Source organism: Rhizobium sp. R693 (assembly GCF_002211315.1).
Lineage (GTDB): Bacteria > Pseudomonadota > Alphaproteobacteria > Rhizobiales > Rhizobiaceae > Rhizobium.
Genome location: NZ_LOKY01000048.1, coordinates 267,923 through 291,122 on the forward strand (window position 1 = coordinate 267,923; position 23,200 = coordinate 291,122).

General features: G+C 55.1%; 16 protein-coding genes. 14 read left to right on the forward strand and 2 right to left on the reverse strand.

The features are described from left to right. Positions 1-86 precede the first annotated feature (86 nt). Together ATY79_RS28945 and ATY79_RS28950 are read left to right on the forward strand one after the other, a co-directional pair. The gene (locus tag ATY79_RS28945; RefSeq protein ID WP_088705656.1) at positions 87-3,857 is read left to right on the forward strand and encodes a FecR domain-containing protein; all 3,771 of its coding nucleotides are present in this window, start codon (positions 87-89) and stop codon (positions 3,855-3,857) included. Then, the gene (locus tag ATY79_RS28950; protein ID WP_088705657.1) at positions 3,857-5,842 is read left to right on the forward strand and encodes an adenylate/guanylate cyclase domain-containing protein; all 1,986 of its coding nucleotides are present in this window, start codon (positions 3,857-3,859) and stop codon (positions 5,840-5,842) included. The genes ATY79_RS28945 and ATY79_RS28950 overlap by 1 nt, the downstream gene beginning before the upstream one ends. 514 nt (positions 5,843-6,356) lie before the next feature. Here ATY79_RS28950 and ATY79_RS31175 read toward each other — a convergent pair. After that, positions 6,357-6,518 (reverse strand): hypothetical protein, encoded by a 162-nt coding sequence (locus tag ATY79_RS31175; protein ID WP_210421416.1) that lies wholly within the window; start codon positions 6,516-6,518, stop codon positions 6,357-6,359. 408 nt (positions 6,519-6,926) lie between these two features. On the opposite strand from ATY79_RS31175, the gene cysD reads away from it, so the two are divergent. The 12 genes from cysD to ATY79_RS29015 all read left to right on the forward strand — a co-directional run bounded on the left by cysD (position 6,927) and on the right by ATY79_RS29015 (position 22,644). Further along, entirely contained in the window at positions 6,927-7,823 is an 897-nt protein-coding gene (gene cysD / locus ATY79_RS31180) for a sulfate adenylyltransferase subunit CysD (RefSeq protein ID WP_210421418.1), read from the forward strand. After that, a complete protein-coding gene (gene cysN / locus ATY79_RS28960) occupies positions 7,823-9,739 on the forward strand; it encodes a sulfate adenylyltransferase subunit CysN (RefSeq protein WP_088705659.1) in 1,917 nt (638 codons plus the stop codon). The genes cysD and cysN overlap by 1 nt, the downstream gene beginning before the upstream one ends. Before the next feature lie 100 nt (positions 9,740-9,839). Then, a complete protein-coding gene (locus ATY79_RS28965; protein WP_245312470.1) occupies positions 9,840-10,760 on the forward strand; it encodes a glycosyltransferase family 2 protein in 921 nt (306 codons plus the stop codon). Between the two features lie 16 nt (positions 10,761-10,776). Next, positions 10,777-11,838, forward strand: a complete 1,062-nt coding sequence (rfbB, locus tag ATY79_RS28970; RefSeq protein WP_088705661.1) for a dTDP-glucose 4,6-dehydratase — start codon at positions 10,777-10,779, stop codon at positions 11,836-11,838. Between the two features lie 2 nt (positions 11,839-11,840). Then, complete coding sequence (gene rfbD / locus ATY79_RS28975) at positions 11,841-12,728, forward strand: dTDP-4-dehydrorhamnose reductase (protein WP_088705662.1); 888 nt, start codon at positions 11,841-11,843, stop codon at positions 12,726-12,728. Positions 12,729-12,832: 104 nt separating this feature from the next. Further along, entirely contained in the window at positions 12,833-13,720 is an 888-nt protein-coding gene (gene rfbA / locus ATY79_RS28980) for a glucose-1-phosphate thymidylyltransferase RfbA (protein WP_088705663.1), read from the forward strand. A gap of 50 nt (positions 13,721-13,770) precedes the next feature. Continuing rightward, on the forward strand, positions 13,771-14,319 hold the full coding sequence (gene rfbC, locus ATY79_RS28985) for a dTDP-4-dehydrorhamnose 3,5-epimerase (protein WP_088705664.1): 549 nt from the start codon (positions 13,771-13,773) through the stop codon (positions 14,317-14,319). After that, positions 14,319-15,137 (forward strand): ABC transporter permease, encoded by an 819-nt coding sequence (locus tag ATY79_RS28990; protein ID WP_088705665.1) that lies wholly within the window; start codon positions 14,319-14,321, stop codon positions 15,135-15,137. Before rfbC ends, ATY79_RS28990 begins: the two co-directional genes overlap by 1 nt. Beyond that, complete coding sequence (locus ATY79_RS28995) at positions 15,127-16,467, forward strand: ABC transporter ATP-binding protein (RefSeq protein WP_088705666.1); 1,341 nt, start codon at positions 15,127-15,129, stop codon at positions 16,465-16,467. The genes ATY79_RS28990 and ATY79_RS28995 overlap by 11 nt, the downstream gene beginning before the upstream one ends. Beyond that, positions 16,464-20,768, forward strand: coding sequence for a glycoside hydrolase family 99-like domain-containing protein (locus ATY79_RS29005; protein ID WP_141105770.1), 4,305 nt, complete (start codon positions 16,464-16,466; stop codon positions 20,766-20,768). The genes ATY79_RS28995 and ATY79_RS29005 overlap by 4 nt, the downstream gene beginning before the upstream one ends. Before the next feature lie 34 nt (positions 20,769-20,802). Next, the gene (locus ATY79_RS29010; protein ID WP_189638094.1) at positions 20,803-21,738 is read left to right on the forward strand and encodes an NAD-dependent epimerase/dehydratase family protein; all 936 of its coding nucleotides are present in this window, start codon (positions 20,803-20,805) and stop codon (positions 21,736-21,738) included. Positions 21,739-21,777: 39 nt separating this feature from the next. Beyond that, entirely contained in the window at positions 21,778-22,644 is an 867-nt protein-coding gene (locus ATY79_RS29015) for a class I SAM-dependent methyltransferase (protein ID WP_088705670.1), read from the forward strand. 344 nt (positions 22,645-22,988) lie between these two features. On the opposite strand, the gene ATY79_RS31185 is transcribed toward ATY79_RS29015, so the two are convergent. Beyond that, positions 22,989-23,200, reverse strand: a 212-nt coding sequence (locus ATY79_RS31185; protein WP_210421417.1) for a hypothetical protein, incomplete at its 5' end; no start/stop codon positions are given.

Genomic DNA, 23,200 nt, shown 5'->3' on the forward strand with positions numbered 1-23,200 from the left:
CTTGATATTACACTTGCCATGCAAAGCAAGTCGCCTTCTGACATCACGCTTGACTTTTCAAGTACAGGTAGACAAATCCTTGCGACATGAGGGGTCGATTTGCGAGATACGTGTGCGGGGGCGCGGCGATCGCGCTGGTTGCGTTTTGTCTGACGCATCCAGCCGAGGCGGAGCCTCTTCGGCGCACGGCCCGGGCTGCAGGTTCGGTCATCGACCGCAAGACGGGGGAAGAAGTTCGCTTCGTCGATCTTTCCAGCTGGCAGAACGTCGCTCTTCATCAAGACCTTCTCGGCGGCGACGTGTTGCGCACCAATGCCAATGGTCAGCTGGCGATCCTGTTTGCCGATCACACGCAGGTTCGCCTGGGTCGCAATTCTGCCCTGCAGGTCAAGCAGATGGCTGCCGATGGCGACACGGTTCTCAATCTGCAATCCGGCACGATGTGGGCGCGCGCGCAGCGCGGCGGTCAGGCACTGACAGTGGAGACGCCGGCCGCAGCCGCCGCCATTCGCGGGACCGACTGGACGATGACGGTCAAGGGCGACCAGACATCGCTAATTGTGCTTGAGGGGCGGGTTGAGCTCAAGAACGAGCAAGGCAGTGTCGAAGTCGCGCAAGGCGAAGCGGCTGTTGCGACGATTGGGCAGGCACCCAGAAAGCTGATCATCGTTGCTCCAGACGATCGCGAGCAGATGCTGTTTTATCTGACATTGCGCAGCGGCTTTACGTTCATGCCCGCCTCGCCGCTGCCAATGCAAAAAATGCGATCCGAACGCAGCCGTATCGAAGCCAAGGCACCGGAAGCAAGAACGTCAGAGGACTGGCTGACGCTTGCGGAGGTACAGATGTCGTTCGATGGGCGTCAGCAGGCGCTCAAGTCGTTGGCCAAGGCCCGGGCGTTGAAGCTTTCAGCCAGCCAACGCGCCCGCGCCGATCTGATCGAAGCGCTGATTGCGGGCGCGGAGAAACGCTACGATGAAGCGGCAAGGCTGTTTTCGAAGGCTGAGCCGGCACTCGATCCTGAGCGCCGCAGCATTGCAGCCTATGGAGGCTACTATTCGCGATCGCTACGCGATCCCGATCACGTGGAGAAGCCGCCAGCGACCATTACCGGTCCTTACGCAGCGGTGATGAAGGCCTATACCGCCGGCTTTCTCGAGGATATTCCCGCCGCGATCAAGATTATAAAGGACGCGGAAGCACGCTACCCGGCGGATTCGCAGCTGCCGGCGCTGCGCGCGCAGCTTGCGATCTTGATCAATGACCAGGTCCAGATGCGTGAGGCGATCGCGCGTTCGCTTTCGATCGATCCGACGGACCCTGATGGGTTACAGGCCCGCGCGCGCGTGCGCGCCGATTTCGAGGGGAACCTCGACGGCGCACTTGAAGACCTGAACAATGCGATCAAAGTGGCGCCGGGTTCATCGATGGCCTGGAATGATCTCGGTCTGCTTCAGGATGCGAGGGGCGCCAGCCGCGAGGCGGAGGCGGCCCTCAAGAAGGCGATTGAGCTCGATCCGGACGACCCGATCAGCCACGCCAATCTTGCCATCCTTTATCTCGATCAATCACGCATGAAGGAAGCAAAACGCGAGATCGACCTGGCATTGGCCGCCGATCCAGCCTTCGACATCGGCCTTCTTGCCCGTGGACGCTACTATCTCCAATCGGGCGAACGGGACAAGGCGATCGAGGATCTTCTTGCTGCATCGACGGCCAATCCGGGCTATTCGCAAGCGCAGCTCATGCTGGCGGCAGGCCACTATGAACGAGGCGATCGGGATCCTTCAAATCAGGCTGTCGAAAATGCCGATCGGCTGGACAAGAACGATCCCGTCATCTCGGCATTTCGAACTGCTGTTGCCATTGACGACTACGACGCTGATGGAGCGATCGCAAACGCCCAGGAGTTTTTAAGGCGGGCGCGCGCCCGCGGTGGAGATTTCAGCGCGCTTGGAGCCAACCAGGATGCCGGCTCCACGCTCAACAACGCCTTTCGTCTGCAGGGGCTCGATGCCTGGGGGCGATATTATGGCGATGCGGTTTTTGATCCGTTCGAAGGCAGCGGCTTTGTGGATCAGGCCCTCAAGGGCAGTATCAATCCGTTCAAGAATGCGATTACCTTTGGCGATAGCGTGATCGAAAACACGAGCAATGCGACAAGCTTTTCGTCGCTTTTTCAAGGACTGCTGCTCGACCCGCACATGTTGTCGGGCCGATCGAGGTCTGCGACGTTGCTGAACACCCCGTTCATTGAAGGCGCTGTTGGTGGCGGCATCAACAGCGTCGGCGGTCACACGGGACGCATCGGTGAAGCCGAGATCCAGGGCTTTGCCAACCAGACGATACCGATCAGCTTCCTCGGCAGTTTCGAGTGGGAAGAAATACCAGCTGAGGGAAGCTATCCCAACTCTGGCAGCTTCTCCACCGAGACCAAGCTGCTGAACGCCAATGGATACCTGACGGCCACTCTCACCCCAGAGGATCGCGTGGTCGCGTTCGTCAACCAGACCAGCAGCGATTTTGACCTAAATTCATTGACGCTCGATCCATCGCCGTCGATCCGGCTGAATGCTGAGTTCTTTATCCCCGTCTTCGGCGTGCCGGTGGCACCGCCTGAATTGCCGCTCTATCGCAGTCAGCACAACAGTCTGGATAATCTCAACAGCGGGATTGGCTGGAGCCACACGTTCGGCTATCGCAATGTCGTGAATGCTGCGCTTCTTTATGCAGACGTGAAGTCCAAGAGCGCAAATGACTTCGAATTCGATCAGTCACCGATATTCGGGGTGACGACACCGAGCTTACTGCCGTTTGTGCAAAACCGGGAAAGTCTCTCGTCCAAGAGCTATGTCGCAGCCGTCAGTCACAGTTTCGGCACAGACAATGGCCTAACCTGGCGATACGGCGTCGAGGGAGGATGGATTGACACCCATAGCAGCAGCTTCAACGAGCTTTACGAGTTGGTCCCTGGTTTTGTCCCCGATATCACGACGGGCCCGGACGAAGCGTCGAGCAGAACAAATCTGGCACGGGCTTATGTGGACCTACTGCATGAGATTACGCCGGACCTGAAGGCGGAATATGCTCTCCATGCCACGCGGCTGGAGGGAGATGGTATCGACGTCAGTCGCCTGGAGCCACGATTGGGCCTCGCCTGGGTGCCGGTCGAGGATCAGTGGTTGCGCGCTGCATTCATGCGCCAGAGTGTCGAAACAGGCGTGCCGACACTTGCCCCGATCGGCATCGTGGGACTGCAGCCCAATCAGATTGCGGTCGGTATCGATGGTTATGTCGATACCGTGGCCCTGCAATGGGATTCCCAATGGTCCGACAAGTTCTTCACGTCCATGGGCTATCAGCACCAGGAACTGCATGACATGACGATCGGGTTTCCGCTGACGGCGTTGCCGGCGATCGACAGCCTGCCTCTGACACGAGGGAGCCTTGACCGGGCAAGCATCACCGCGAATGTGGCGCTGGGCAATGGGTTCGGTCTTTCAGCGACCTATGCCCGCATGGAGTCGGAAGACAATGACGAAACAAGCGCCAACTTTGGCGGTGACCTTCCGTTCATTCCGCAAAACTCCGGTCAAGTGGCCCTAACCTGGGTCAATGAAGCGAATGTGAAAGCGACAATCGCCGCCAATTATATAGGCAAACGGGATGGTGACGACCTAGGCACGGAGCTCGACGACTTTTGGACGCTTGATGCCAATATGATCTGGGAGCCGTTCGACAAGCGCTTTGCTCTTGAGGTCGCAGCGTTCAACCTGCTCGATGAGAATTTTGAGATAAGTCCTGGCGTTCCCGGTTGGGGCCGTGCCGTCAAGGGCACTTTCAAAGTTCGGTTCTGATGAACAACACCGCGCCCCCCGGCCAATCGACAGTGCTTCCCGGTTGGCCGTTCAGTAACCGCGGCCTTCGCCTGCTTATCCTCATTCTCGTGACGCTTATCGGATTTTCCCTGCTTTCGCGCCTGCCGGCGTGGCCGCTGCTGGAGCTCAAGTCTTTCGACTACTTGTCGACCGTCGACGGGCTGCTGCCACCGGAGGAGGGGCCGGTGATCGTGGCAATCGACGAGCCTTCACTCGCTGCGATCAATGCGCAGTGGCCCTGGCCGCGCAGTCTGCATGCCGAGTTGATCCGGCAGCTGAGAGCGGCTGGCGCAAAAGCGATCGGTCTCGACATCATCATGGCGGAGCCTTCCACGCAGGAGAACGACGCGGCGATTACGGCCGCAGTCGGCCCGGACATCGTGCTTGCTGGCGACGAAACGCTGATCGAGACACCGCAAGCCGACCAGCTCGTGCGGGCGACCCCACTGCCGCAACTGACCGCGGCCGGCGCCCGTACGGGCATTGCCTCCATCGAGCTTGGTGGGGACGGTGTTTTCCGCACAGTCCCGATCTATGAGGATGGTTTTGCCATCACGCTTCTCAGAGCCGCCGGCAACGGCGCTGTCTCAGTCCCGCCAGGCGCGATGATCCAATCCTTCGGTCCGGCGCGAAGCTATCCGACGGTCTCCTACTATCAGGCGCTCGACCCGAAGAATTTCCTTCCCGAAGGCACCTTCAAGGACCGCGTTGTCCTGGTCGGCCTTAGCCTTCAGAACGCGCCGGAGATCGACAAGGGTGGTGCCGACGCCTTTGCCACACCCTACACGATGCATACGGACAAGCTTACGGCTGGCGTCGAAATCCAGGCAACGATCTATGATAATTTGCGCCAGCGCATGTCGATTACCCGCACGGGTACCGTACCCTTTGTCGGCCTCGTCCTGCTTGCGGCAGCACTCGCTGCCGCAACGGTCTGGAAATCAACGGGCTGGCCGACGCTGATCGCAACCGTTGTTGCGATATTCGCATTCGCGCTACTTTGTTATGCCGGTCTACGGTTCGGCCATTTTTTCATATCGCCGTTAGGGCCGACCGTCGCGTTCGCGTCCGTCGCATTTGGCCAAGCGGCTTTCGATTTTGCCGAGGAGCGCAGGAACAAGCAACGCATTACGCGAGCCTTTTCGCAGTACCTTTCGCCCGACCTTGTAAAAAAGCTCTCTGACGATCCTTCGCAACTGAAGCTCGGCGGAGAAAGACGAACGCTGTCAGTTCTCTTCTCCGACGTCCGTGGTTTCACGACGATTGCCGAAACGATGAAGGACGATCCGCAAAAGCTGACCGGCTTGATCAACCGGTTGCTGACGCCACTTTCCGATATCGTCATGGATCACGGCGGCACGATCGACAAATACATGGGCGACTGCATCATGGCATTCTGGAACGCACCGCTCGATGACCCCAAGCACGCGCTCCACGCTGTTGAAGCATCGCTTGCAATGCAGGCCGCTATTGGCAAGCTCAACAAGGAGCTCGAGGCGGAGGCCCAAGCAAGTGGCGCGCCCCTGCATGTGCTGAAGATGGGCGTCGGCATCAACACGGGGGAATGTGTCGTGGGCAACATGGGGTCGAACCGGCGCTTCGACTATTCATGTCTCGGCGATTCCGTCAATCTGGCCTCGCGGCTTGAAGGCGCATCGAAGAACTACGGGGTGGCTATTCTGCTCGGCGAGGAGACCGCACGGCTTGTCAGGGGGGCTTACGCCGTGGTCGAGCTAGACCGTATTGTCGTAAAGGGCAGGACGGAACCGTCGCCTGTCTTTACAGTTGTCGAAAGCGCCCGACCGGCAGATCTTGAGTTGCACGCCAGGTTTCTCTCAGGGAAATACGATAAGACCTTGACGCCCCTCGACGCCGTATTTGAACGACTAGCGACGGCCATACCCTCCCTCCGGCTATATTACTCAATCGTCCGAAGCGAACTTGCGCGCTCGGCAGACGAATGACAGAAACGGGCTCACCAATAACGGCGTGACGGTTTGTTCACGGCCGATTGGCGGATGGTAGTTGAGTTGCGGCTTTCCTGAAGCATGCCCTCCTGATTTAACTGGGGCGAGAACATGCGATGGCGGGAGTTGACAGTTCAGGTGTCTACCAAAGCGAATCGGTGGCAAATGCCCAGGGCGACGAGACGATCGATGTTGCTAAATCTAACATAAGGGTAAGGCCGTCGGCGCGTTCAATGGTGAAGGTTGATCCAAGGCCATGCTACCTGTCGCGGTGATAGCGTTCGCTTCGGCGACCTGCGTCCGCCCTTTGATAACTGCTTTCTTCCATCGTGCTTGACATCCGGGGGAGCGACTAAGTCGCATTTTGGTCCTTCTTCTCCACGTTGGGACGCGCGGGACAGTTTTTCACAGGCGTCGAGCGCGTGTCTTTAAAATCTTAAGGACCCGTCCCGATTGTCGCAATATGCATGTGGCGGATTGAAATGGCTCGTGTTATTGCAATCCCTCTAGTTCAGAATGTAGATAAATTGGAATGCGCGAAATGCGACAAACAAATGATGAGGAAGCCGTTCTCAATTTTGGCGATCAAGTTTGGAATACCGAGCTGGCGTTCCAGCACCTCAAGACTGTCGGCAAGGCCGATACGAAGCGCACTGCCGAGCGACGGTTGCATGAGCTAGGCATTCTGCCGGCGGCTCTGATAGCTGAGGATTTGCGGGATGAGTACGGAGAGCCACCGATACAGAGCGTTTTGAATTCCGATTTAGAACGCCAGCGCTCCAAGCGAACACTTGTTCTATTCGTGCAGATTTTCGAGCGGGCGCAGTCCGCATGCCTTCATGCCAACGACGCGCGAGGAGCGCGTATCTGGGTGCCCATGGCAACACCGGTCAGCTCAGCCGAAGTTGAGACTGCATTGGGAAAATTGCGGAAGCATGTCGGCAAGCCGATCGCCGTCTTTCCGCATGCGGCTGCGACGACGTTCTTCCGCGAAATCCCTTCCAACGAAGATATCGGCATCCAGCTGCTGAGCTATTCGTCACCTTTGCCGGTCGCTGCGCCAATTCTCACTGTTTCATCAATGTCCGATCACCTAAAGCGCCTTGAGTCCGAGAGTATCTTCATCATCCGAGAGGCCTATGCGGAAGCGCGTAATCCCGTCCTACTGTACTCATTGGGAAAAGACAGCTCGGTACTCCTTCATCTGGTGCGCAAGGCTTTCTCTCCAGCGCCCCTTCCATTTCCACTCCTGCACGTGGACACGCGGTGGAAGTTTCGTGAAATGTACCAGTTCAGGGACAGTATCCGGGCGGACGGCGGCACGACGCTTATCGTCCACATCAACCCTGAGGCGATCGAAAAAGATATTAATCCATTCGATCATGGCGTGGAACTCCACACGGCCATCACGAAAACCGAAGGGCTGAAGCAGGCCCTCGATCTTCACAGGTTCGATGTCGTTTTCGGCGGCGCGCGCCGCGACGAAGAGAAGTCGAGGGCCAAGGAGCGTATATTCTCATTCCGCGCTCGCAATCACGCTTGGGATCCAAAGAACCAGCGGCCGGAAGTCTGGAATCTCTACAATACCCGAAAGCGACCGGACGAAAGTATTCGTGTGTTCCCGCTTTCGAACTGGACCGAGCTCGACATATGGCAATACATCCATGAGCAGGCCATTCCCATCGTGCCGCTCTACTTTGCAAAAGAGCGACCGGTCGTGAACCGAAATGGCATGCTTTTGGTCGTCGACGACGATCGCATGCAGTTCCTGCCCAACGAACAAATCTCTGCCCGCAAAGTGCGCTTTCGAACGCTTGGTTGTTACCCGCTGACCGGGGCGATCGAGTCGAACGCATCGACCGTTCCCGAGATAATCGCGGAGTTGTTGCAATCTCGCTTGAGCGAAAGACAGGGACGCCTGATTGATACGAGCTCCAGTTCGAGCATGGAAAAAAAGAAGGTCGAGGGATATTTTTGATGCGACACGCAATCCGAAACCCACCCGCGCCGACTAGAACGACCCAAGAAGTGCTACAGGCCTTCGATTCTCAACAGCGTTCGCAGGATTTATTGCGCTTCATCACCTGTGGTAGCGTGGATGATGGCAAGAGTACGCTTCTCGGTCGTCTGCTTTGGGAGACGCAGGTATTGGCGGACGATCAGCTTGAGGTGTTGACGGCGGATTCGAAGCGATATGGAACTCAAGGCGACAACATCGACTTCGCACTGCTGGTCGACGGCCTGACGGCCGAGCGGGAACAAGGCATCACTATCGATGTCGCGTACAGATTCTTCTCGACATCGCGACGGAAGTTTATCGTCGCGGATGCGCCCGGTCATGAACAGTACACGCGCAACATGGTGACCGCCGCCTCGACAGCAGATTTAGCGATTCTGCTGATAGACGCTCGAAAGGGATTGCTTCCGCAAACTAAACGGCACGCTTATCTGGCGTCCTTGCTTGGTGTTCGTCATCTGGTGCTGGCGATCAATAAGATGGACACTGTCGAATACGACCGCCGGATATCATCGCAGCTGGCCGAGGCCATGGCTGACTTTGCAGCGACTCTGAATTTCGAAACATTTGTGCCCATCCCAATCAGTGCCTTAAAGGGTGAGAACATAACGCACCGATCATCGAAGATGGCGTGGTATGACGGCCCAACGTTGCTAGGGCATCTGGAAACAGTCCAAGCGCAGCAGGCGCCCTCAGGTCGGTTCATCTTCCCCGTTCAGTGGATTAATAGGCCCAACGCCAGTTTCAGGGGCATTTGTGGAACGCTTGTGGAGGGCATGGCAAACGTAGGAAGTACAATAAGAAACACCGCATCTGGCGAAGTCTCGGAAATCGCCGAAATAGTCACCATGGATGGACGCAAGGCGGAAGCTACCGAGGGAAGCGCCATTACGCTCTGCCTGAAACGCGACATCGACGTATCGCGAGGAGATGTGCTTTCGTTGGCCGACAATCCGCTGGAGATGACCGATCATTTCGAAGCGACGATTGTCTGGATGGATCAGGATCCAGGCCTTGTCGGACGGAGTTATGATATCAAGCTGTCCACTCAATCCGCTACCGCTTCGATCTCCGGCATCAAATATCGTGTCGACATCAACACGCTCGGGCATGAGGCTGCACGGCAGCTTGCATTGAATGATATCGGGGTCTGCAATGTCTCCGTCAGCCGCCCGCTCGTTTTCGATACCTATGCGCGATCGAAAGCGCTTGGGAGTTTTATTCTGATCGATCGTTTCAGCAGCGCGACCGTCGCCGCTGGGATGATTCGGCACAATCTCAGGCGTGCTCAGAACGTTCATCGCCAGGCCTTATCCATCACCAGGGCAGATCGTGAACGGTTGAACGGTCACGCCGGCAAGGTGATTTGGTTTACTGGCCTGTCTGGATCGGGAAAGTCGACGATCGCCAACGCACTCGAGCGCGAACTTCATATGTCCGGCCGGAGGACCTACATTCTCGATGGCGACAATGTGAGACAAGGATTAAACAAAGATCTCGGGTTCACCGATGCCGACCGCGTTGAGAACATACGCCGGATCGCGGAAGTAGCGAAGCTAATGATGGACGCCGGAATCCTGGTCCTGACGGCGTTTATCTCGCCTTTCAAACGTGAACGGCAAATGGCGAAGGAATTGATAGGCGGAGAGAATTTCATCGAGGTTTATGTTGATACTCCGCTGCAGGTCTGCGAAGATCGCGATCCCAAGGGCTTGTACCGCAAGGCCCGGAGCGGACAGATTCCGAACATGACGGGCATCAACAGTCCGTATGAGCCGCCCGAGCAGGCGGATGTGAAGGTGGATGGTTCCACGCGTGATATCGACGATACCGTCAAGTATCTCCTCGCAATCCTCGACTCCCCCGACCGCAATTGAAGCAGAGCGAATGCGCTCTCGAGACGCTGATGATGTTGTGTTTCAAAACGCCATCCAGTAAAGGCGACGAGTTGTTTAACAAAATCGGCTTTGCATGGGCATGAGAGACGACGTTGCCATCTTGATGGGCACTTTTCAGGGAGCGCGATTTCTTCCCGAACAGTTGGATTCTATTCGCGGCCAAACCTACAGCAACTGGTCGCTGTGGGTTTCGGATGACGGTTCCACCGATACAACGCTCGATCTCTTGCGGTCGTTTGAAAAAAGTGTCACGTCGCCCGTTTGCGTTGTGAACGGGCCTCGTCGGGGCTTCATCCGCAATTTCTTGACGTTAGCCTGCAATCCGGCCATAGAGGCAGCCTATTACGCTTTTTCTGACCAGGATGACATTTGGCATGCCGACAAGCTGGAACGCGCGGTCGCTTGGTTGAAGGAGCAGCCGCCCAGTCTTCCGGCTCTTTACTGTTCGCGAACGCATACGGTGGATGAAACGGGTGTGTCGACCGGGAATTCTCCGCTTTTCACGCGCACCCCGTCCTTCTCGAACGCGCTGGTGCAAAGCATCGGCGGCGGCAATACGATGGTCATGAACCGCGCTGCGCGCACGCTTCTGATTGAAGCCGGCGCTGAAGCAGATATTCCGAGCCACGACTGGTGGGCCTATATTCTTGTATCGGGCGCCGGAGGACGCGTTCGCTATGATGCTAAGCCACGCATCGACTATCGACAGCATGCGAGCAATCTCGTGGGGTCCAATTCCGGTTGGCGAGCTCGGCTTAAACGCTTGCATATGCTGACGCAAAGCCAGTTTTTGAAATGGAATGCCAAGCACGTGGAAGCGCTCGGAAAGGTCGAGCGTCTCCTGACGCCTGAAAACCAAGCTCTCCTAGCAGACTTTCGCAGGATGAGAACGGAAGCACTTCCTATGCGCCTCCGGGTACTTTACAGGTCGGGGCTGCATCGGCAAACGTTTGCAGGCAACTTTGGTTTGTTTGTAGCTGTAATCCTGAAACAGATTTAGACAATAGGTGTAGGCAATGACGGTATTTGTGTCGGGTGGGGCGGGGTTCATTGGCGGTAATTTTGTTCTCGATTGGGTCGCTCAGTCCGACGAACGGATCGTAAACATTGACAAACTGACCTATGCTGGCAACCTCGACACGTTGAAATCGCTCCGGGGGGACGATAGGCATGTCTTTGCGCATAGTGACATCGGCGATAGAGAGTTTGTTGCAAGCTTGCTGCGGACCCACCGGCCGCGCGCGATCATAAATTTCGCCGCCGAGAGCCATGTTGACAGGTCGATCCACGGCCCCGCCGCGTTCATCGAGACCAATGTTGTTGGCACGTTCAACTTCCTCGAAGCGGCTCGCGCGTTCTGGCAGGAGTTGAACGGGGACGAAAAATCAGCATTCCGCTTTCTTCATGTCTCCACGGACGAAGTCTATGGCAGCCTCGGCGCTACCGACGCTCCCTTCAGCGAAAGCAACCGTTATGAGCCCAATAGCCCGTATTCCGCAAGCAAGGCGGCATCGGACCATTTGGTGAGAGCATGGCATCATACGTATGGTCTCCCGGTGCTCACCACCAATTGCAGCAACAACTATGGGCCGTATCACTTCCCAGAGAAGCTCATTCCGCTGGTGATATTGAACGCGCTTGCCGGTAAGCCTCTACCAATCTACGGCGATGGGCAGCAGATACGAGACTGGCTCTATGTGAAGGATCATTGCAGCGCGATCCGAACAGTGTTGGCCAATGGCCGTGTCGGCGAGGTCTACAATGTCGGCGGCTGGAACGAGAAGCCTAATTTAGAGGTGGTGCACACGATCTGCGATACGCTCGACACGCTGAAGCCGCGGCAAAGGGCTGGATCATATCGCGATCAAATTACCTTCGTGAAGGATCGCCCGGGACATGATCGGCGATATGCGATCGACGCGCGAAAGATCGAGCGGGATCTGGGCTGGAAACCTGTCGAGACCTTCGAAAGCGGCATCGAGAAGACTATTTCCTGGTATCTCAGCAATCAGGATTGGGTTACCAATGTGACAACCGGCGCCTATCGGGAGTGGCTCACCCAGCAGTACGAGAATTGACAATGCGTCCCTTTTTGATCACAGGTGCCGATGGGCAGGTCGGCTTCGAGCTGCGGCATGTTCTTGCATCGCTTGGCGATATCGTTGCTTGCGGACGGGCTGAATTCGACCTGGAGAACGAAGCGCATATTCTCTCTTCGTTGGAAGCCACAAGACCTGCCGTCATATTCAATGCGGCGGCATATACTGCAGTTGACCGGGCCGAAACCGAAGCCGCGCGTGCGGTCGCAGTCAACGGTGTTGCTCCGGGCGTGATGGCGCGCTGGGCAGCGCATAATGACTGCCTGATGATCCACTATTCGACTGACTACGTTTTTGATGGCGAGAAAAATTCTCCTTACGTCGAGACCGACGCTACCAACCCGCAATCTGTTTACGGCAAAAGCAAACTGCAGGGCGAGGAGGCGGTTCGCGCGGCAGGGGGGCGTCATCTAATTCTTCGCACCAGCTGGGTTTACGGTCAGCACGGCCACAATTTTCTAAAGACGATTCTGCGATTGGCTTCGGAGCGCGAAACGCTACGAATTGTTGCTGACCAAGTGGGCGCGCCGACATCTGCGGCCCTGATCGCCAATACGACGGCGCGTATAGTGGACAAAATTCTGACGGATAAAAGCGCTGGTTCGGGAGTTTATCATCTCACCTCCCAAGGTAGTGCTTCCTGGTATGATTATGCCTGCCATATCGTTGATAGAGCGACCGCGCGCGGCTTTGGGGGATTGCTGCCGACGGATAGAATCGAGCCTATCTCGACGAACGACTATCCTACGCCTGCAAAGCGCCCGCTCAATTCACGGTTAAATTGCAGCCGGCTTATGGATTGCTTTGACTTGACCCTCCCCGAATGGCAGGAGGGGGTGGATCAAGTGATCAGTCGAATTTTGACGTAGGTGCGATTAGAAGAGTAACCCGTCGTCCCCGGTTTGGATGTCGCCTACTGGCGCAGTTCTGAAATATAGACCTCTCTGGTGGCACCTCAAAGGAATAGAAAGCAATGGCAAAGTCTAGAAAAGGAATAATCCTTGCCGGTGGATCGGGGACTCGCCTCTATCCTGCGACATTGGCGGTCAGCAAGCAGCTCTTGCCCATTTATGACAAGCCGATGATTTACTACCCATTGGCGATCTTAATGCTGGCGGGTATCCGCGAGGTTCTGATTATATCAACGCCGCAGGACACGCCGCGCTTTCGACAGTTGCTAGGCGATGGTGGTCAATGGGGTATAAAACTTGAGTATGCGGTGCAAGCGAGCCCGGACGGACTGGCTCAGGCGTTCCTTATCGGAGAGGGTTTCCTCGACGGTGCGCCATCGGCCTTAGTGCTCGGAGACAACATCTTCTACGGCCATGATTTCGCCAAGCTGCTTCGCGAGGCTGACGCCCGAACCACTGGAGCAACAGTGTTTGCATATCATGTCAATGACCCGGAGCGTTACGGTGTCGTCGAATTTGACGACCAGGGTCGCGCCGTCAGCCTAGAAGAAAAACCGCGTGCGCCAAAGAGCCACTATGCCGTTACCGGTCTTTATTTCTACGACGCTGACGTCATCGATTATGCAAAGGCAATCAGACCGTCAGCCCGCGGGGAGCTCGAAATTACCGACGTGAACAAGCTTTACATGGAATCGGGTAAGCTTGACGTCCAGACGATGGGCCGCGGGTATGCTTGGTTGGACACCGGAACGCATGAATCAATGTTGGAGGCGAGCCACTACATCGCAACAATAGAAAGCCGTCAGGGCCTGAAAGTTGCCTGCCCTGAGGAGATCGCATTCCGGCAGAACTGGATCGACGCAAGGCAGCTTGAACAATTGGCTGAACCTCTGAAAAAGAACGGCTATGGGCAGTATCTCTTGAGCCTTTTGCGCGAGCGCATTTTTTAATTGAAGTTTGGGCTGAGGTATCTGCACGAACATAAGGACCAATTGATCCCATGAGAGCAATTGATACGTCTATTCCCGATGTGAAAATCATCGAGCCCAAAGTATTTGAAGATGATCGGGGTTTCTTCTTCGAAAGCTTCAACTCAGAGAAATTCGGGGCGGCTGTTGGTCGCAATGTCCTATTCGTGCAGGACAATCACAGCCGTTCCGTGCGTGGGGTGTTGCGGGGATTGCACTATCAGTTGCCGCCGTTTGCCCAAGGGAAACTGGTGCGAGTCATATCCGGCGAGGTCTATGACGTCGCAGTAGACATCAGGAAATCGTCTCCCACCTTCGGCCACTGGGTTGGCGCGAATTTGTCGGCGGCGAACAAGCGGCAGCTTTGGATACCTGAGGGATTTGCGCATGGCTTTATCTCCATAAGCGAACACGCAGAGTTCCTTTACAAGACGACGAACTATTACGCACCCCAAAGCGACCGCGGGATTCTCTGGAGTGATCCGGCTATTGCTATCGATTGGCCAGGTCTTGCAGCTCCAATCATGTCTGAGAAAGACCAGCGGCAACCCCTTTTGCGAGATGCCGAGACCTTTGCCTAATGCGTGACTTCAGCATCTCTCCACGTGAAATGGTTGCCTGTGTGTGGCGCAACCGTGCCCTGATAGCTGCCCTGACCAGAAGGGAAGTCGTTGGACGCTATCGAGGATCTATGCTGGGTATATTATGGTCGCTCTTCAATCCTATCTTCATGTTGGGAGTCTACACATTCGTCTTTGGCGTTGTGTTCAAGGCAAGATGGAGCGACGCGGGCGAGTCTAAGGGACAGTTCGCGTTGGTTCTCTTCGCCGGCATGATTGTATTCAACCTCTTTGCCGAATGTGCAAACAAGGCTCCCGGACTGATATTGGGAAACGTCAATTACGTGAAAAAGGTCGTCTTCCCGTTGGAAATACTGGCTGTTGTTGCCGTTGGATCTGCGCTCTTCCATACGTTCGTCAACGTCGTCGTTTGGCTCATTTTTTACCTTGTCGAGGTCGGTGTTCCACAGCTGACGGCCTTGGCGTTCCCCCTTGCGCTTCTCCCTGTTATTTTCTTCGCTAGCGGCCTGGGATGGCTACTGGGCTCGCTGGGTGTCTATCTCCGCGACGTTGGACAGATTGTTGGCATTCTGACTACCGTCGTTATGTTTCTTTCTCCAATATTTTTCCCGGCTTCGGCGTTGCCTGATGCATATCGTCCATTTCTGGCGCTCAACCCCTTGGCCCCGGCGATCGGGCATATGCGAGACGTTCTCTATTGGGGAAAGCTCATGGAGCCCGTGCCTTACCTGGCCTACCTAATCGGATGCGCTGCCTTCGCGTGGATCTGCTTTGCGTGGTTCCAGAAGACAAGGAAAGGCTTCGCCGATGTCCTCTGAAGTCGCTCTCAAAGTCGAAAACCTTTCGAAGGCCTACCAGATCTACGACAAGCCCCGCGATCGCCTACTGCAGATGGTTGCGGGAGGACGAAAGCAGTACTTCAAGGATTTCTGGGCGCTGAAGGATGTTTCCTTTGAGATTGGGAAAGGGGAGACTATCGGTATTGTTGGCCGCAACGGTTCGGGAAAATCGACGCTGCTTCAAATGATCTGCGGGACGCTCAACCCGACAGGCGGCACCGTTTTGGCAAGTGGTCGTATTGCTGCACTTCTTGAATTGGGTTCCGGTTTCAATCCAGAATTTTCGGGACGAGAAAATGTATACCTCAATGCTGCAGTCCTTGGCCTCACGCGTCAAGAAACGGACAGGCGCTTTGACAGTATTCTCTCGTTTTCAGAGATTGGGGACTTCATCGAGCAGCCCGTTAAGACATATTCCAGCGGAATGCTTGTGCGGTTAGCCTTTTCGGTCGCGATAAACGTAGATCCACAGATTCTGATCGTCGATGAGGCGCTGTCGGTTGGCGACGAACTGTTTCAACGGAAATGCTTCTCCCGAATCGAAGCGATTAAGAAGACCGGGGCAACCATCTTGTTTGTGTCTCATTCAGCGGCCGCTGTCGTCGACCTCTGTGACCGCGCTTTTCTGCTCGACAGTGGAGAACTGCTCAGCATCGGCGCTCCAAAGGAAATCGTGGGCAAATATCAACGGCTTCTTTATGCGCCCGAGACTTTGCGAGGCGAAATACGGGAACACATGCAGAAGGCGGGCGTAAGTCTCGACGAAGCCGACAGTCCGAATACAGTTCTCCAATTGCACGAAAATCAAGACGACCTTCCTGAAGCGTTCGACCCTGATCTCAAGCCTACAAGTACAATAGAATATGCCCCCAACGGGGCGTCGATAAATTCGACGCAGATTTGTTCGCTTGCTGGGCAAAGGTTAAATAATCTGAAGCGAGGCAGAAGGTACAAGTATAGCTACAGGGTTACGTTCGATCGAGCAGCGACAAACGTTCGGTTTGGTATGTTGATCAAGACGATAACGGGTTTTGAGATAGGCGGCGCCCACTCGGCTAATAAGACATCGGCTGGTATACCGTTCGTGAGAGCAGGAGAGGTGTATGATGTCGAGTTTCAGTTCGACTGCCGGCTCAATCCCGGGATTTACTTTCTCAATTCAGGGGTAACTGGAGTCGTCGATCAAGTTGATGTCCAATTGCACAGACTGCTGGATATCGACATGTTCCGCGTCCTGCCAGATTCTTCTAATCTATCTACGTCGGTAGTCGATTTTGGCTGCCTTCCCAAAGTCGAGTGCGTATCGTGAAAAATAAGATTATTGTTGTTTTAGGTATGCATCGGAGTGGTACAAGCGTTATCACGAGCGGACTGCGATTATTAGGTGTTGGCCTAGGCGAAAATCTGCATGCCGCCGGTCCTGATAACCCGAAAGGCTTTTGGGAAGATCGCGACTGTCTTGAAATCAACGATGCGCTACTGGAACGAGTTAACTCCGCCTATGATCGTCTCGGCTTCGCTTGGGATGATTTGGGAAACTCAAACGACATTGAGGATCTGAAGTTCAGGGCAATTCAAATAATCAGGCAAAAACTCCAACAGAGTGCCGGCATTTGGGGTTTTAAGGATCCCCGCACATGTCGCCTTTTGTCGTTTTGGCAGGAAGTTTTTCGGGCGTGCGAATGTGAGGTAAGTTACGTCATCGCCGCTAGAAATCCGTTGAGTGTTATGAAGTCGCTGGAGACGCGAAACAATCTCCCGGCTGAAAAGTCCTATATCTTATGGCTGCAACACACACTGCCTGCGCTGCTGCAGACGGAGGGAGCACAAAGGGTTCTTGTCGACTATGACGTCTTTTTGGGAGCGCCGTATGCACAACTCTCGCGCATAGCTGCGGCTCTCGATATGCCCATGCCAGCGCAAGATTCCGCAGAGATGGTAGAATTTGAGGCGGAATTTCTCGATCAGAGTCTGCGGCACACTAGCTACTCTGACGCGGAGTTGAGCCTGGATCGCCGCGCATATCCTGCAGTTTCACGGGTCTATAGGCTATTACGTCAGGTAGCTGACGAGAAGCGAGGTCTCGAGGATCCGGCTGTAGCGGAAGAATTGCGCTCTTATGCCGAGGACCTGCAGCGCGCGTCGTCGATACTGAACTACGCAAGCAGCTTGGAACGCGACCGTGTCGAGCTGTGGGCTCAGCATAAACGCACTGAAGGACAACTGCGCCAAATCATCTCACATCACGAAGTGAGCCAAGAAAAAACCAGACGAGAACTAAACCAAATTCTGGAAAGTACCTCCTGGAGATTGACGAAGCCCCTGCGATTTGTACGGCGTGTCATGGTTGATCGCTCGTCGGATCGTCGTTTCGTTGCCGGCATTTCGCAAGCCATCTGGCATCGGTTTCCGATGCGACCTCACCTTAAGTCACGCTTGAAGGGATGGCTTTTTGAGCGCTATCCTGTGCTCTTTCGTTGGACTGACGCGTATCGCGCGTGGGAAATGATGAATGGCCCCACACGCACCCTTCATGTTGGTCGATCTTTGAACTCAGCGCCGTCCAATGGCGATCGGGCGTATGTCCCTCTGTTGCGTTCTGATCCGCCCGCAGCAGTTCCGGTGCGGCTTATCGCGTTCTATTTGCCCCAGTTCCATTCAATCAAGGAAAATGATGAGTGGTGGGGCGAAGGCTTCACCGAATGGACAAACGTAAAGCCGGCATTGCCCCAGTTTGCAGGACACTATCAACCGCATCTCCCTGACGAACTCGGATATTACAGTCTGCTCGACGCTTCGGTTCAGCGCCGGCAGATTGAGTTGGCCAAGCTATACGGTGTCGGTGGATTCTGCTTTTACTATTATTGGTTCGGCGGAAAGCGCCTGCTGGAACAGCCCATCGAGAATTATCTTGCGGATGAGAGTCTGAATTTCCCGTTTTGCCTTTGCTGGGCAAACGAGAACTGGAGCCGGCGCTGGGACGGCAAGGACAGTCAAATTTTAATCGCGCAGAATCACTCTCCCGAGGACGATCTTGCGGTTGCCGCAGATCTTGCACGTTATGTGCGGGACGAGCGTTATATCCGTATCAACGGCAAGCCACTTATCGTAGTTTACCGTCCGAGTTTGCTGCCTTCTGCAAAGGAAACCAGCGATCGCTGGCGCAACTGGTTCCGCGAGCACGGCATCGGCGAAATTTACCTCGCCTACACACAATCCTTTGAAACAGTAGATCCTGAAAAATATGGCTTTGATGCAGCGATTGAATTTCCGCCTAACAACTCGGGACCGCCGATCATCACGGACCGCGTAAAGAAAAAACATCGGGATTTCGATGGCATCGTCTACGACTGGTCGGTCTTACCAGAGCGAGCCAAGAAGTATCGCGACGTTGGCTATCGCCTCTTCAGGAGCGTGTGCCCCTCGTGGGACAATACTGCTCGGCGCAAGAGCAAAGGGGCTATATTCGTCAACAGTACACCTGATGCGTATCAAGGGTGGCTAGAAGATGCTGTCTCTGAAACTTGCCGAACTATCGATTCAGTCGATGAGCGCATTGTGTTTGTCAACGCTTGGAACGAATGGGCTGAAGGGGCGCATCTTGAGCCTGATCAGAAGTATGGCTATGCGTGGTTAGATGCGACGCGCAGGGCGTTGACCGGCGAGACAGGGTCGATGCGTAAGATCGCCGTTGTGTCCCACGACGCCCATCCTCACGGCGCTCAATTTCTTGCGCTCGGGATGGTTCGGGCCTTGGCGAACGACATGAAGTTCGCGGTCGACACCGTCATTTTGGGGGAAGGGCGTCTTAGCTCCGAGTTCGCAAGCTACTCTACCGTGCACCAATTGTTGCCAGGAGACGATTTCGACGACCGCGCTGAGTTGCTCGCGCAGCAACTTCAAGAGAAGGGTATTCGCAGCGCAATCGTGAACACCACCGTATCGGGCAAGTTCTTGAGAGTTTTGGCCGAACACGGGATCACGGGCATCAGCCTGGTCCACGAGATGCCGGGCGTCATCGAGGCGGCAAATCTTGCCGACCATGCTCGCGAAATCGCGCAGTACGCGGATCGTGTTGTGTTTCCGGCACCTATCGTCGCCGAAGGTTTTCAGCGTTTCGCGTCGATATCGGAAGACAAGGTCGTCATTCGCCCTCAAGGTCTGTGGCGCCGGAATCCTTATAGGCTTCGCGGGGAAGAGATCCGCGCAGAGGTTCGCGCCGAACTTGGCGTTGGCGCAGATGCGCCGATCATTCTGGCTGTTGGCTACGCCGACAGGAGGAAGGGCATCGACTTCTTTGCAAAAGCAGCGATGCACGTTTTGGAGGGGAATCCTTCGGCGATCTTTATCTGGATCGGTCATTGGGACGAAGCGCTTCGCGGCGAGATCAGCGCAATCATCGCCGGCCGCGAAAGTGCATTTCGGTTTCTCGGTTTCGAGCCCGACACTGCTCGCTATCACGTCGCAGCGGACGTGTTTGCGCTAACTTCGAGAGAGGATCCATTTCCCAACGTTGTCATCGAGTCGTTCGATGCTAGTGTGCCGGTCGTGGCCTTTGCAGGCACTGGAGGCGGTGCAGCACTCGTGTCGAAGGTTGGTGGTCAAGTTGTCCCTGCAGAGGATTACAGGGCCTTTGCACGAGCAATCGGCGATTTGTTGGAGAGCCCGGAGAAAGCACGGAAACTTGGACGGGACGCCAGCGCGCTTGCAGATACGAGCTTCGCGTTCCGCGATTACCTCTTTCATCTTTGCGCACTTACAAAGAACGAGCTCCCCAAGATCTCTGTCGTCGTCCCAAACTACAACTATGCTCGTCATCTCCGCGATCGCCTTGATTCCATTGTGAACCAGACGCTGCCGATATACGAGTTGATCATCCTCGATGACGCCTCGACCGATGACAGCATCGCCGTCATCAGCGAATGGGCTAAGGAGCACGCAGTCGAATGCCGGATCGTTGTGAATGACACGAATTCTGGCAGCGTGTTCAAGCAGTGGGCCAAAGGTGTGGAGGTGGCTCGCGGAGACTTCATCTGGATAGCAGAGGCGGACGACCTAAGTGCTCCAGAGTTTCTTGAAACAGTTCTGGCTCCGATGGAACGTGATGCCGAGGTTAATCTGAGCTACTGCGAAAGCCAGCAGATTGACGAAAACGGCCGAAGGCTCTCGCGCAACTACAATGAGTATCTTCGGGATTTCCCCGACAATCACTGGCAAGTGCCGTACATCGCACGTGGTGAAGACGAAATAAGGCAATATCTCGCGGTCCAGAACACCATTCCAAATGTTAGTGGAGTTCTGTTTCGGCGCAATTCAATTGCATCAGTTCTGATCGAACATTTCTGCTCCATTCATGCCTTGAAGCGGGCGGGCGATTGGTTGACTTACGTGCGCGTGTTACAGACGGGAAAGGTTGCGTTTAGTCCCCGCGCGTTGAACTTTCATCGCAGGCACGTGCAAAGCGTCGTGGGCGGCAGTACGGCTGCTGGCCTCATCGATGAAATCAGCACTGTTCAGGGGTTGATCGGAGATATTGTTCAGTTGCCGGAGGAAACGACGGAGAAAGCCGAAGGATATTTGACTCGACTAAGGAACGAGGTGCGAATGTGATTCAATGACCGGACGGAGCACGGAGAGGGGACACATGCCAAAGTTGGCCGAACAGCGTTGCCTGGTTATGGGGGGGTCCGGATTCCTAGGGACCAATCTCTGCCGCGCGCTGGCTGGCAGAGCCCGCGAGGTACGTGCTTTTTCCCGTCATCCGGTGGAAGTGAATAACGTGACGTGTGTGCAGGGCGACTTTGCCGAGCGAAATGACGTCATGGGCGCGGTCGAGGGTATAGATACTGTATTTCATCTTATTTCGACGAATGTTCCGGCTACATCCAATCTCGATTTACTCGGAGATGCAAGTCAGAACATCCTCCCGAGCATTCAGCTACTTGATGCCTGTCGAATTCATAAGGTGGCACGGGTCGTTTTCGTTTCCTCCGGCGGGACGGTGTACGGCGAGGTCGAGAACCTGCCAATACCGGAAAGCCATACCCTTGCACCTATCTCAGGCTATGGAATTTGCAAGCTTGCGATCGAGCGATATCTGCACCTTTATGAAAAGATGCACGGTATCGTTGGGATCACGCTTCGCGTATCAAATCCATACGGACCCTTCCAGGAAGCAAAAAAGAAGCAGGGGGTTATGGGCCACTTCATTTCAAGCGGATTGCGGGGGCAAGCGATTGAAATATGGGGCGACGGGTCTGTCGTGCGCGACTACATCTATATTGACGACGTCGTGGAGGGTCTGATGCTGGCGGCGGAATATACCGGGCAGAGGCGAACGTTCAACGTTGGTAGCGGGAAAGGGTATAGTCTCAATGAAATCATCGCCGCCGTGTCACGATCGCTGGGTATCAATCTTGACGTTCGCTATGAAGCGTCGCGCGCGGTTGATATTTCCAAAAATATTCTTGATTGTAGTTTGGCAGCCCAAGAGCTCGGTTGGCGTGGTCGCTATGATCTGGCCACCGGGATTGATATGACCGTAGCTTGGTTTAGAGATCACGCTCAGCCTAAAATCTAGGACACATAACACGTCGAGAAGTCACGCTTGAGGAACATAATGTTTGTCGACCGGATTCTGAAAAAAGTGCGTGCACAGTTCACGAAGGATAATTGGTTCGAAACTGTCTGCGAAAGCTACAGCAACCCACCAGTGATATTCAGGGGCAGGAAATTGCCTGCATTCCCGCCGGATACAATCCAGATAAATACCACAGGGCAGGCGGGAAGAAAAACCCTGCAAGAGGCTTTTGTCTTTTATGAAGATTGCGTGGGCACCTTCGAAAGACATGGTTCAGCGATAAAGAGTTCGGACAGATTGCTTGATTTTGGAGTTGGCTGGGGCCGCATTGCTAGATTCTTTCTGAAGGAATTGCCGCTTGAGAACATCCACGGTGTCGACGTAGTCGAAAGATCTATCCAAATTTGCCGCGAGACGTTTGGCAGTGACAACTTTAATGTTACTTCGCCGTTTCCGCCGACTGGTCTACAATCGGCTAGCTTCTCTCATGTCGTTGGCTATTCGGTCTTTTCGCATCTCTCTGAAGAGGCCTGCTCCGCATGGATGGAGGAGTTCCATCGCATCCTAGCGCCGGGGGGTGTCATCGCCTTAACAACGCGGGGGCGGCCCTTTTTCGACTTTTGTGAGTCTCTGCGCGGCCAGAATCATTCAGGGTACCTAGGTGCCCTTGCAAGCATCTTCGACGATTTTGGCGCGGCGCGAGCCCAATACGATAGAGGTGAGTTCGTTCATTCCAATCGAAACGGCGTCAACGGTGGAGGAGCCATGACTGCAGATTTCTATGGAGAGACGTTCATACCGGAAAAGTACGCAGGACAGGCTTACGCCCGTCGGTTCGACCTTCTTGAGTTTCAATACGATGCGAGCAGACAGACGCATCCGATCATGTTTTTTAAGAAGAAGTGAGAAAGATTGTTGACACTAGTTATGTCTGCCGCCAAGAAATGCTCTTGACACGTCGTACCAATCTTCTGAGCCGCCCAGGTTTCTAGACTAGCGGAGGCCGGAGTTTTCTGGCTTCTTTCCGGGAGGCAGGTTGGTTACGCCTGCCGAAGTCATCTGCAATGGCCTTGCGCGATCGCGTTGAGATGAATGGTGCATGTGTCGTTGTCGAAGGCGGCCTTGATGAGCATACGTTGCGGACGGTGTTCAGCGCGATACGGGGTTCGGCTTGATCACGCTTCGATCGGATTTACGGATCCTGATTGCTTCCAAGCCGGTCGATTTTAGGAATTATGCGCCGACGATAATTATGCGGAGCCGGAAACGCTGATGGGCGCATTGTCGGGCTTTTCAACATCCATCAGGTCGTAATCTTCAGTGCCGAAAACTGGCTGCCGATTCCGATGAAGCCGCCCCTTTGTTCCGAGATTATTGCGCCCCCGGATTCCGGGATGATCTCGCCCCCTTGAGGCTGGGGTCCTGCTGGCTGTGATTGTTGTCAGTCGATCGTCGTTAGGAG